Annotated in this window: 8 protein-coding genes and 1 pseudogene; 7 read left to right on the top strand and 2 right to left on the bottom strand. The window is 42.3% G+C overall.

The features are described 5' to 3' along the window. Positions 1-212: 212 nt before the first annotated feature. A complete protein-coding gene (locus VB836_RS11165) occupies positions 213-422 on the top strand; it encodes a hypothetical protein (protein ID WP_046278859.1) in 210 nt (69 codons plus the stop codon). An 18-nt stretch (positions 423-440) separates the two neighbouring features. Beyond that, on the top strand, positions 441-1,667 hold the full coding sequence (locus VB836_RS11160; protein WP_323219406.1) for a glycosyltransferase family 2 protein: 1,227 nt from the start codon (positions 441-443) through the stop codon (positions 1,665-1,667). A gap of 3 nt (positions 1,668-1,670) precedes the next feature. Here the strand turns inward: VB836_RS11160 and VB836_RS11155 are convergent, their stop codons facing one another. After that, on the bottom strand, positions 1,671-2,564 hold the full coding sequence (locus VB836_RS11155; protein WP_046278861.1) for a hypothetical protein: 894 nt from the start codon (positions 2,562-2,564) through the stop codon (positions 1,671-1,673). An 83-nt stretch (positions 2,565-2,647) separates the two neighbouring features. Here VB836_RS11155 and VB836_RS11150 point away from each other — a divergent pair. Continuing rightward, a pseudogene (locus VB836_RS11150) lies at positions 2,648-2,791 on the top strand (glycosyltransferase family 2 protein); the annotation flags it as partial. 20 nt (positions 2,792-2,811) lie between these two features. After that, positions 2,812-3,984 carry a glycosyltransferase gene (locus VB836_RS11145; protein ID WP_323219405.1) on the top strand — a complete coding sequence of 391 codons (1,173 nt, stop codon included), beginning with the start codon at positions 2,812-2,814 and terminating at the stop codon, positions 3,982-3,984. 250 nt (positions 3,985-4,234) lie between these two features. Here VB836_RS11145 and VB836_RS11140 read toward each other — a convergent pair whose 3' ends face one another. Next, positions 4,235-5,671: a calcium-binding protein gene (locus VB836_RS11140; RefSeq protein ID WP_323219404.1), complete on the bottom strand. Its 1,437-nt coding sequence runs from the start codon at positions 5,669-5,671 to the stop codon at positions 4,235-4,237. Positions 5,672-5,752: 81 nt separating this feature from the next. Here VB836_RS11140 and VB836_RS11135 point away from each other — a divergent pair, with 81 nt between their 5' ends. The 3 genes from VB836_RS11135 to VB836_RS11125 all read left to right on the top strand — a co-directional run bounded on the left by VB836_RS11135 (position 5,753) and on the right by VB836_RS11125 (position 12,255). Next, positions 5,753-7,579 carry a vWA domain-containing protein gene (locus VB836_RS11135; protein WP_323219403.1) on the top strand — a complete coding sequence of 609 codons (1,827 nt, stop codon included), beginning with the start codon at positions 5,753-5,755 and terminating at the stop codon, positions 7,577-7,579. 205 nt (positions 7,580-7,784) lie between these two features. Beyond that, entirely contained in the window at positions 7,785-8,225 is a 441-nt protein-coding gene (locus VB836_RS11130) for a hypothetical protein (RefSeq protein WP_323219402.1), read from the top strand. Between the two features lie 655 nt (positions 8,226-8,880). Beyond that, positions 8,881-12,255 carry a hybrid sensor histidine kinase/response regulator gene (locus tag VB836_RS11125; protein ID WP_323219401.1) on the top strand — a complete coding sequence of 1,125 codons (3,375 nt, stop codon included), beginning with the start codon at positions 8,881-8,883 and terminating at the stop codon, positions 12,253-12,255. The last annotated feature ends 143 nt before the right edge of the window (positions 12,256-12,398 follow it).

The raw sequence follows: 12,398 nt of genomic DNA, 5'->3' as shown, positions 1-12,398 counted from the left end.
ACGCCTCCCGAGAGACTGATCTCTGCTTAAGTGGGGAAACCCAGTTGAGTAAGTCAACTCATAGAAAGAGGAAACCCAAACAGTGATGTTTGGAATCTCCGTCGTTTACGGCGGAGAGGATGTCAAAATTGCTCTGTTCATTATTATTGGCTCAATGGTGAGCAACCTTCCGATATTGTAGCGAACTCCGATTTAGAGGGGAATGATAGCCTATGCGTTGGTTAAGCCAAAATCAATCTAATCCGACTCTGACTCAATTGCTGGATCACATCCTGACATCAGGCCAGCTTGATCGCAGTGAGTATCTAAAGCTGATGTCAGTCATCCTTTCAGATAGTCAAATTACCGATGCTCAACGTAATGAGATTAACCGAATTTTTGACTATGTTCAAACAGGCCGCTTCACGCTCATTGACTTTTAATTATAGACTTCTAAATGAATGTCCCCAATCTATCCTAATTTTCCGAGTCATTATCAATCTGATTTTATTGTCCCTGAACCCATTGGTTCATTGAATATTCCGGGACAACCGATGAGACACACCCACAGCGATCGCAATACTCGACTGTCTTTAGTCATCCCTACCTATTGCGAAAGCGAGAATATTCAGCAGATGATCACTCAGTTGAGTCAAACGCTGGATCAAGTTCTACGGGGTGAGTATGAACTGATTATTGTTGATGATGATAGCCCCGACTTAACGTGGAAAACTGCCCATGATCTCTGTTTAGATTATCCTCAGTTACGGGTGATGCGTCGTCAACAGGAACGGGGACTCTCAACGGCCGTGATTCGCGGTTGGCAAGTTGCTGATGGGGATATTTTAGGGGTAATTGATGCCGATTTGCAACACCCTCCAGAAACGTTGTTGAATCTTTTAGCAGAAATCAACAAAGGGGCTGATTTGGCGGTAGGGAGTCGTCATGTAGACAATGGCGGGGTGAGTGACTGGAGTTTGCGGCGTCGATTTCTGTCACGGGGGGCGCAGGTTCTCGGACTGATGATTTTACCGGGGGTTATGAGTCGGGTGTCTGATCCGATGAGTGGTTATTTTTTGGTGAGGCGAGAGGCGATCGCAGAAAAAGTTTTAAGTCCGATTGGGTATAAGATTTTAATCGAAGTATTAGCCCAAGGAACGATTCGTTGGATCGCAGAAGTGGGGTATGTGTTCCAAGAACGGGCGGAAGGCGCGAGTAAAGTAACCTGGAAACAGTATATCGAATATCTCCAACACCTGATCCGGTTGCGTTTAACCCGATGGCCTATTCAACGCTTTCTGCGGTTTGGCGTTGTGGGTTTTAGTGGGGTTTTTGTTGATATCACGACGTTTTATTTACTGCGGAATCTGGGTTTAGGATTGACTCTAAGTGTTATTCTATCGGGTGAGATTGCAATTGTTAACAATTTTCTCTGGAATGACCGATGGACGTTTGCGGATTTGACCCATCAACAACGCAGTTGGACACAGGGATTGAAACGGTTTTTAAAGTTTAATCTCATTTGTTTAACGGGGTTGGTGTTAAATGCGATAATTGTTAATATCCTGTCTCGCGGTTTGGGGATTAATGAATATCTCGCTAAACTTATTGCGATCGCTCTAGTGACGTTTTGGAATTTTTGGGTTAACCTAAAGTTGAGTTGGCGAGTCACAGACGTTGAGCGGTAGGTTTCAATTTTTGTAAAAATCAAAGTCACTGATTAGGGTTCTCACCTTTAAGCGCAAATAACGAGAACTATAATCCATATTTTTCTTGACTTTATCAACCGCTTTTTGAGTTAGAGTTCGATTGTCTTTTTCTATGCTCCTTTGAGCTTCAAAATATTCTTGTTTGCTCTCTGGTGCTGATTGTCCTTTGGCAATTCTGACTGATTCTATCCGATCATCAAAAAAGTCCAGACCTTCCATTTCATCATAGATTACAGGCATTCCGACTTGAACGGCTGCAAACCCCATTGGAATTGTAGGAGCATTATCCCATCCATTCAGCTCTGTGTAATAAGCGAGTTTTTCCCAGAGATTTAAAAACTCAATTTCTTTTCCTGAATCTCTCGTCAATACAAAGAGAAATTCATTGATAAATGGAATATTTGTCTCTGTTAGATCGATGTCTAATTTCCGCGCAATTTTTTCAATCAGCTTCATCTGTTTAACAACAGAGGGATTGGGAGGATTGCTTTTGCTTAAACGTTCCTGCATGAGTTTGAGCAAACTTCCACAGCTTCTAGCCGTTAATCCCGGAAGCCACTTGGACTGAATCTCTGGAGGAACAGGAGCGCAGATTCTAACGTCAGCATCAATATACATACAAGAATTATACAGCGATATTGCTTTTGCAATTGCATATCTTCGCTCATTATGAAATGAAATTCCCTGGCGATGATGTTCAAAAGCCATTACATTATTATCATCGCTAAAGTGACTGGGTTTATCTGTAAAAATAATAAAGGGAATTTCAGGAGCATATTGTTTCAGGTCTTGAACGAGTAATTTAGTCAGAGTTCGATAGGTTTGCCCCGAAGTATAAGTACAAAAGCAAAAGTTTTGTTGAGCTAAAGACATCATTATTATTGGGTAGAGTTGCTACTAGCTACATTATATATCATCTCCTTCTATCAGATTGTATCATCTGTTTAACGATTTAACTCTTAGATGAAATAATTGTTAATATACTGGCTCGCGCTTTGGGGATTAATGAATACCTCGCTAAACTTATTGCGATCGCCCTAGTGACGTTTTGGAATTTTTGGGTTAACCTAAAGTTGAGTTGGCGAGTCACAGAAGTCGATTAAAAAATGAGGAATAGATCATAATGACGAGCAGCCACAAACCCGAAAATGTTACTTCTTTACCCTCAATTGCCGTATTTTATCCCAGTTTTGAAGGCGGGGGCGCTGAAAGTGTTGGGCTGTGGATATTAGAGGCTTTAAAGAAAAAATACAAGGTTACACTTTTTACTTTATTTGAGCTTGATTTTCAACGGTTAAATTCTGCTTATGGAACTCAGCTTTCATCGGAAACTGTGAGAATCAAATCGATGTTACCGAAGTTTATCCAAAGCAGTTTAGACTTTTTGATTGCCAATAATCCAAGTATTAAAAAGCTGATAAATCATTATTTTATTCGTCAATTTAAAGCCCAAACTCAAAACTATGATTTAGTGTTATCTGGCTATAATGCAGCCGATTTAGGGAAAAGCGGAATTCAATATATTCACTGGATTGATGTCTTTGACAAAGATGAGTCGTTTTATAAAAAGATTTCTGACTTTTCAGATGAGAGAATGAAAAGTAATCATTCAATTGCAAATTCTTATGTAGTAGCGGATGCAATTTTAACAGAATATGGGATTGAATCAACGGTGATTTATCCTCCCGTTGTGTTAGACGTTCAACAAATTGCTTGGGAAAACAAAGAAAATGCTTTTATTTGTAGCGGTAGATTAACTGAAGCCAAACAACCTCACAAAGCGATTCAAATTCTCAAGAAAATCCGAGAAAAAGGCTATGATGTTAAACTTTATCTAACGGGAGGAGGTGGCGGCTTCTACGGCTTAAAATATTTACGCTTTCTCAAAAAAATGGTCGCAGAAAATGCCGATTGGGTAACACTCTATCAAAACCTTCCCTACAAAGACTATGTTAGTATTTTGGCTAAATGTCGCTATGGAATACACTACAAAAAAGAACCCTTTGGCATATCTATTGCAGAAATGGTGAAAGCCGGTGCTATTCCCTTTGTCAGAAGTGTTGGGGGACAAATAGAAATTGTCGGACAAGACAATCAGGATTTATTTTTTGATAGCGTAGAAGAAGCCGTCGAAAAAATACTGTTGGTTTTGAACAATTCCGAAAAACAGCAACAACTCCGAACCGCTTTAGAAGACCGTCAGAAAATATTTTCGACCGAACATTTTATGAAAGAGATTTGTGAGTTTGTAGACAACGACTTACAACTCTCTCACTCGGCAAAATCCAATAACTAAGCCTAAAAAACGAGCATAAAACAGGTAAATATCAGTCAAAAAATCATAAGTAGAAGCGGAATTCTTTTTTAAAAATTTATAGCCCTCTGGGAAGCTATAATTTTTAAACATGAAACAGCCCTGGGTGTAGGGGCGGGTTCATTACAGTTTACAGTTTACAGTTATCAGTGACCAGTCATGTAGGGGCGGGTTCTTAACAAATCCATATTTCCCACAAACAACTTATATAAACCCACCCCTCTTGATTTAACTAAATAAAACGAATCGGACTATTATCTAAATCCTCTCCAATTTCAAAGTCAGTAACCCCTTGTAAAATGGCGATTAATTCATTCGCTCCAGAGGTTCGTAAAAAGATCGCCGTTCCCTCTGGAAACCCTTCGGGAGATTCATTAAACAAATATTCCCCGGAAGCACTCAACTGAATAATATCTTGAGTCGAATCAAAATCAAGAATCAACGCATAATCATCCACACCCGAAAAATCTTCCTCTGTTTGATTATCATAATAAACCTGAGCTTCATCACCCAAAACAAACGTATCAAAACCATCTCCTCCGTAAAGCGTATCAATCTCAATGAGTCCGGGAATATCAGACTCAACATCAACCCCAATTAACAGATCATTACCCTTATCTCCACTAACATAATCATTACCTATTCCGCCAATTACAGTATCATCCGCCCGACCCCCATACAGCAAGTCAGCCCCAGTACCGCCATCAAGAAAATCATCTTGTTTGTCGCCTCGGAGGAAATCTTTACCATCTCCCCCAAACAGACTATCTTGATCTAAACCCCCATAGAGAACATCTTCATCCGCCCCGCCATACAGCAGATCACTCCCGGCGTTTCCGATGAGAATATCATCACCCGCATCACCCGTCAGAGTATCATTATCCTCACCCCCAAACAGAGTATCATTGCGATCGCCGCCATCGAGACTATCATCGCCTTTATCCCCAAACAGCAAGTCATTCCCGATACCACCGAGGAGAGTATCCACATTCACCCCCCCGTACAACGTATCATTTCCGGTTCCCCCATCTAGGTAGTCATCGTTAATATTCCCCTGTAAGAAGTCATCGCCACTTTCCCCGAGTAACGTGTCATTATTACGTCCGCCATAAATAATGTCATTTCCCTCATTTCCATTGAGGGAGTCATCCGCTTGTAAACCCGAAATGGTGTCATTTCCACCCCGTCCGGTAATTAAATCTCGGTTGTCGGTTCCCACCAAAAGGTTATTTCCGTCATCTCCTTCTAACCCCGTTTCTGGTGGTAACGGCGTGGGTGTGGGTGTTGGCGTGGGTGTGGGGTCAGGCGTGGGTGTTGGTGTTGGCGTGGGTGTGGGTGAAGTTGTCGGTGTGGGTGTTGGTGTTGGCGTGGGTGTTGGGGTTGGCGTGGGTGTGGGTGTTGGTGTTGGCGTGGGTGTTGGTGTCGGTGTGGGTATAGGAATAGGCGGAAGCGTGGGTACTGGTGTCGGAGTCGGCCCAATTGTTGGCGGCGTTGGTTCTATAATCGGAGGGGGAGTCGGTTCGATGGGTGCGGCTGCTTCTTCGTCCTCATCCTGTCTTGACCTGCGAATATCAACTTCCCCTCTACTGGCATTTAACGTGACTGTAGCGACATTGCTCAAGTCTAAAACCTGGTTAAACTTGTTAAATTCATCTTGATAACGAACCATATAACCTCCGTCCCCCTGCTCAGGTGGTGTTCAGATTAATCTAAGCTAAGATCCATAGAGTAACTTACCCCAACTTTGGCAATGCAAGCGAATTACTCCCTTTCTTACCCGCTCATTGCGACCAACACTCCCGCTACAGTCGATCTGATTCTCAATTTCAACGCCCAAACCCAAGCGGAAACTTCTCCCCGTCGTCCATTAAACCTCAGTTTGGTGATTGATCGTTCCGGTTCGATGGCGGGTCAATCTTTGCGTTATGCGATCAAAGCCGCTCAACAATTGGTCGAATCTCTCACTGCTGATGATATCGTTTCAGTGGTTATTTATGATGATCAACCCGAAACAATATTACCTCCGCAAACTGTTGAAGATAAAGCCGCTATTTGTAAACAAATTGGTCGCATTCGCGCCGGAGGTTGTACCAATTTAAGCGGGGGTTGGTTAATGGGCTGTGATTGTGTAAAATCTCGGCAAACTTCCGACCGACTCAACCGGGTATTATTGCTAACTGACGGACAGGCGAACATGGGAATTACTGACCCCAAAGTTCTCACCAAAACCGCCCAAAATCAAGCCGAAACCGGAATTATTACTACAACATTAGGGTTTGGAAGCTATTTTAATGAAGACCTGCTGATTAGTATAGCCGATGCGGCAGGGGGAAACTTTTATTTTATTCAATCTCCCGATGATGTTGCCCAAGTTTTTCGGATAGAATTAGAGAGTTTAACCGCAGTTGTCGCCCAAAATCTCACCGTTAAATTACAGCCGGAAACCGGAGTTAAAATTACCGAAGTTCTCAACAATTATCGTTCGATACGTCAAGGGGAACAGCTAGAGTTATTCTTGGGTGATGTCTATCAAGTCGAAGCCAAACAACTCGCCCTACAATTATCAATTCCAGCCCAAGCAAACCCAGGAGAAATAAAGCTTGTAACCGTCACCTACGATTATCAAACCCTGGTTGAAGACAGCATTCAATCTCAATCGGAACAATTCCCCATTTCTGTTACCATTGGTTCGGAAGAACAAGCCAGTCAATCCCAACTTAATTCTACCGTTTTTGAACAGACCAGTCAACTGAGAATCGCCCGTCTCAAAGATGAAGCCATCGCTTTAGCCGATCAAGGTCAGTATAAACAAGCCGCCGAAAAATTGCGTTCAGCCGTTGAAGATATCAGGAGTAAACTTTTAGATGAAATCTTTGAACTTGCCGAAGAAATCGAACAATTAAACTATTACGCCCAACGGATAGAAAATCACAGCCTTGATGCGGCGACTCGCAAAGAAATGCGCGATCAGTCTTATCAAACCCGCAACCGCAGTCGTAGCGACTTAAAATTACGGGGAATTACATCAGGAAATGCGTCAAGTTTACCCGGAGTTGAAGAAGCCGGAGATGGGATTTTATTGAAATGTTTTCGCGAGGGCGGAAAATTGCGAGTGCGGGTAATTTCAGAAGGATATAATCCCGATTTTAATGTACAGTTTCCCCGCAATATTCGGCAAGAAGGCGTCACTTATGTTGTTGATGAAATTATCCTTTCTCCCCAGGGGGATTTTTATCGGGTAAAAGGGGATATTCGACGTTTAGGAACAGCCACTCAGACCGAATTAAATCCAACTAAAACCCGTTCAAAATCTCTACAAGCCGCAAAAGCAACGGGTAGCTATGAAGACTTAGAAACCGTCGATGAGGTGGGAAATGGGATATTAGTTCAATGTGTTAAAGAAGGCAGTAAATTGAGGGCGCGAGTCGTTTCTGATGGGTATAACCCGGATTTTAATATTCGTTTTCCTCGAAATATTCGCGCCGAAGGGGTGTTATATGTTGTCGATGAAGTCCGAGAATCTTCCGATGGAAAATCCTATGCTGCTTATGGCAAAATTCGTCGTTTGTTGCAATAGTTTTTGAGGGTATAGATATCAGTTAATTGAGGCTGTTTGATTGAAAAAACTAACCCCGATTAAACCTAAAAAATCAGCAAAACAGAATCGACCAAGTGGGTCTAAATAGCAAACTTTGAAATACAAAACTGTAAACAAATGACAAAAGCAAATCTTAACATAATCTAAAATAAGATGATAACCGATTAAAAGTAGGAGTAGGATTATGAAAGAAACCTTCGGAACAATCTTTGGATTCTTAGGGGGTACCGTAATCGCCGTTGAGGGAGGATACAAAGTTTTACAGCACCCTAACCCTGAACGAATTTACAATCGTTTGTCAGAGGCTAAATGGTTTCTGGCGGTTCACTGGTGCGAACAGTTCTTAACACCAGCAGGTATTCTGACCAACGAAGGACAACTGTCTTTTCATAATGCCTCCTCACTGGAAATTGGCGAAGAAGTCTTTCTTCCCACAGCCCATCGACAAGCTGTTTTCAATCAGTGCCTTCGTCTCAAGCCAGGTGAGAAGATCTGTTATACTATCGGGGATAGTGATTATCAGTTCAATCACACTTTAGAGATATCGGGAGTAGAGATTGACCCCAGGTATGGGAAAGTCGCATTAGTGCGATCGCTAAATCCTATCTTGGCTAAAAAGAGCTGATCAATGAGTTTCTTGGCGATCAAAATTCCCAAACAACTTTTGTCTAGCAATCAACACAGTAAAGCATTCGGCAAGCAGGCGTAGTCCTCAGTCAAATTTTCTCGAACGAGTGAACATCCCATACTGACACTCTTTAGAGAAGTCTAGGCTGGCAACTTCTTAATTCTAAGACAACAACAACGGACGAACCCAAGGGGATCAGGGGATTCGGCTCAACTCCTGTATGGGGTACAATCACTCGTAATTTCTCAGAAGGCTGCCAACAAGTTGTGCAGATATACTTTTTAAATTCTTAATTGTTATTTTTTTATTATTAAGGTGATGTTCTTCTACAGGTTGATCGAACATGATAGAGAAAGATCTTGAAACGCACTTCTAAGAATTCCCCCTGGAGTCATAGGAGGTGTAAGCTGTGCTGTACTGCCATTCGTTCATCGAACAGCTTTAAGGGCTAATTTTGACCCCATTGCATGAACAAAACAGCCAAGTTATTTTCAGAGGTGGGAAACTGAGAAACCCAGAGGTTCCCCTGTAGGGAGCTGCGAGACTGACACCAGTTGTCAGAGGTTTGTTCGTATCGACAGGTTAAACTCAAAAGCCTACTACTACCATACCTTGAATTCAGTCGCAATTGGCTCTAGCAGTAGAATTTTCTATGTATTCTTGCCCAACTCACCTCCAAAGCTTCATCCGGGCAGTCCCCGTTTGTCTTCAAACCGCTACTTTGAGTCAGGTTTGGTCAATATTCTGCCTGGAAAATTGCGATCGCATTGTTGTAATTAATCCGACAACCGATCAGCCTGTAGGAGTCGTATATTTGTGTCGTTTGATGGCTTATGTGTTGCCTCAATCTGATTCGATCGCACTCCCCGAAGCGAGTCATTTGGCGATTCGCGCTCAACAATCTATCCAACAACTCACAACAACCCTGATCGAACCGTTAATAGCCGTTCCCGCTCATCTCGATTGGTCAGAGTTTTGGCTACACCTGCAACAAACAAATACTGACTCGCAGACTGTTTCAAGCGATCGCTCGTCTGATCTATCTCTAAATTCTAACCCACAGTCTCTGGTTTTAGTCAATCCCAACAACCAGTTTTTAGGATTACTCGATAGCCTAAAACTGCTACAATTTTTAGCCAGTAATCCTCAGCTACTTCAAGCCAAATCAGCCAACATCCCAGACAATAATTCCTCCGAAAAAGCAATCTCATCATTATTGCAACTGATCGAACAATTACCCATTCCGTTGATGATTCAACGAAACCAAGGAGAAACAGTAGCCCAAAATCAGGCATGGTGTTCTCAATTTGGCATCGACTCTCAATATTTATGTGAAACTGAATCTGTTCCTCAATCTAGTGCCGAATTTTCTGGAACTGCAAACAACAAAGTTTCCTCTGCGGGATGGATATATTCTAACTCACAGGCTTACAGGTCAGAGGCGACATCTTCGCCATCCTCGCAAACAGATACCACAGTTCCTGAGAATTTGAATTTTTTACCCGACTGGTCTAAAGTTGAAACTTCTAGCAATACTTATGTTTGTGTTTGTTCTCTCCCGAACCGACAAGAACGAGTTTGGCAGTTTGTCCGTCAACCCTTGCGGGGAAATTGGGCGGTTAATCTTTCCTCAGAAGATCAATCTCAGTGGTGGATAATTTTAGCCCAAGATATCACAGAACAACATCATGTTGCTCAAGAACTCGCCGCTAAAAATGCCGACTTAGTTCAACTCAACCGACTCAAAGATGAGTTTCTCGCCTGTATTAGCCACGAACTCAAAACACCACTCACCGCAGTTTTAGGGTTATCTAGCCTACTCAAAGATCAAGCCCTGGGTTCACTCAATGACCGTCAAGCCCGTTATGCTAAACTGATTCATCAGAGCGGGCGTCATTTGATGATGGTAGTTAATGATATTTTAGACTTGACCCGCATGGAAACAGGTCAGCTTGAACTGATTCCTGAACCTGTGCAGATTCGCTCCGTTTGTGAACGAGCTTTTGAGATCACTTTACAACATCATGCACATTTAGATCACAACTCAAAATCCTCTGGATCGGAGCAGTCTAGCGATCCAGTTTCTCCAGACAAACCGCAACCCCAGCAACGGTTTATTTTAGAAATTGAACCCGGTTTAGAAATGATTGTCGCTGACGAATTGCGGTTGCGTCAGATGTTAGTTAATCTACTGTCAAACGCCCTCAAATTCACACCCGATGACAGTCAAATTGGACTACAAGTCAGTCACTGGGAAAACTGGATCGGCTTTACCGTGTGGGACAAGGGAATTGGCATTCCTGAAGATAAACAGCATTTGATTTTTCAAAAGTTTCAACAACTTGAAAGTCCCCTAACCCGCAAGTTTGAAGGAACTGGACTGGGACTGGTTCTCACCCAACGCTTGGCTCACTTACATGGTGGCGATGTTAGCTTTATTTCTAAACAAGATCAAGGCAGTCAATTTACCCTGTTGTTACCCCCAAGTCCTCCACAACGCAAAGATTGGGGATTGGATACCCGAGACTGGCAACCCTCTCACCCCACCTCAAAGGCGCAACCCTCCCCCGCTCACTCTCCCCGTCCAAGTCCAGAGATTCAGTCTCGGTTAATCTTGATTGTGGAGGCGGCACCGCGTTATATTTTTAGTCTGACTGAACAGCTTACCAGTTTGGGTTATCGGGTGGTAATTGCCCGATCGGGAACTGAAGCCCTCGAAAAAGCCCGCTTTTTACAACCTCGGGTCATTTTTCTCAATCCGCTATTACCATTATTGTCGGGTTGGGATGTGTTAACCTTACTAAAAACGAACACTCATACTCATCAAATCCCTGTGGTGATTACGGCGACTTTGGGGGATAAAAAACGCGCTCAACTTAACAATTGTGATGGCTTTATCAGTTTACCTGTACAAAAGCAAGAGTTACAGAAAATTCTCACTGAACTTAAACAAGATTCTCTTTCAAATCAGACTCAGCGATTAACTCTACTCTGGCTAAATCCGATTGAACAAGAGACTCAAATTCTACTGTCTTCTACTCAGGAGTCACCCGGAAGTACAGAAACGTCCTTAAATTCAATTCATCATTCTGCTTTAATCCTGCATCATTTTTCAAGTTGTCGCATTTTAGAAGCCGATGATCTCAATCAAGCCGAACTTTTAGCGCGAATTTGGAATCCTGATGCTATGATTTTACAAAGTACCACAGGGGTCAAAAATCCAGCTACATTTCTCCGAAAACTCAGTGAGTACGATATTCTCGCTCATCTGCCTCTGATTACTTTGGATCAACCCACAACAGACATCGCCAATCGCATTGAAAAGTTGTCTGTTTTTCCTTGCTTGGTTGCTGAATATTTAGAGAACAAAAACCGAGAAAAAGACTCCGACCAAAGCCTAGAATCAGCCTTGCTACAAGTCATTCAAGTGGCAGTTGGGATGAATTGGAAACCGAATATTCTTTTAGTCGATTTCTCGATCCTGCCTGATTTTCAAGAATCTGATGCAGTTTCTTCTCCGAAAAAGTTCAATCAGTTTATTAATACCGATGAACATTCCCCAGAAACTGATGCTAAAACCAGCAAATTCAAAACCAAAATAGATCGCGCATTAGTGCAATATTTACAAACCGCAGGTTTTCGAGGATTAATGGCTGAATCTTGGTCAGAAGTTCTCCAACAGGTTCAATATCAAAGCGTAGACTTGCTGTTAATTTGTACGCAAGATTTGTCACCCGTTCTCTTACAAGTTCTCTCCACCTTAGAACAAATCTCAACGGATTTTCCCATTCTGATTTTAAATCAATCTAATGTTCCCCTTGGCAATTTTGAACAGTCTCACCCCGCATCAAACCCTCAATCAGAAAGACTTTTGACTGATCACCTCTCCGGCGAATTGGACAAACAAATTCAAGAATTAATGACAAAACTCGATATGAAAATTTTACCGAGTCAGATTTCTATGTCAGATCTCCTTGAACAAATTAAACAAGTTCTTCACGACAACACAGATCTAGATAAACCCTAATTGTCCACTCTAAATCTGCCGATGGCCCAAAGGCAGAAGTCCGCCTGGAGTCATTCTCCCTGCTACGAAATCGTTTTTCCAAACCCCTGAGAACTCTATGCAAGCAAATTGCGATTTACAAGGAGTAAAAATCGTTTAAAATA

The sequence above is a fragment of the Limnoraphis robusta BA-68 BA1 genome (assembly GCF_034932365.1).
In the GTDB taxonomy this organism is placed as follows: Bacteria; Cyanobacteriota; Cyanobacteriia; order Cyanobacteriales; family Microcoleaceae; genus Capilliphycus; species Capilliphycus robustus.
Note: the sequence above shows the minus strand (reverse complement) of the source record. Positions and strands in the feature narration are given on the sequence as shown.

Coding starts and splice junctions, on each gene's coding strand:
- VB836_RS11160 (WP_323219406.1), top strand. CDS start 441: ATGTCCCCAATCTATCCTAATTTTCCGAGTCATTATCAATCTGATTTT.
- VB836_RS11140 (WP_323219404.1), bottom strand. CDS start 5,671: ATGGTTCGTTATCAAGATGAATTTAACAAGTTTAACCAGGTTTTAGAC.
- VB836_RS11165 (WP_046278859.1), top strand. CDS start 213: ATGCGTTGGTTAAGCCAAAATCAATCTAATCCGACTCTGACTCAATTG.
- VB836_RS11145 (WP_323219405.1), top strand. CDS start 2,812: ATGACGAGCAGCCACAAACCCGAAAATGTTACTTCTTTACCCTCAATT.
- VB836_RS11135 (WP_323219403.1), top strand. CDS start 5,753: ATGCAAGCGAATTACTCCCTTTCTTACCCGCTCATTGCGACCAACACT.
- VB836_RS11155 (WP_046278861.1), bottom strand. CDS start 2,564: ATGATGTCTTTAGCTCAACAAAACTTTTGCTTTTGTACTTATACTTCG.
- VB836_RS11125 (WP_323219401.1), top strand. CDS start 8,881: ATGTATTCTTGCCCAACTCACCTCCAAAGCTTCATCCGGGCAGTCCCC.
- VB836_RS11130 (WP_323219402.1), top strand. CDS start 7,785: ATGAAAGAAACCTTCGGAACAATCTTTGGATTCTTAGGGGGTACCGTA.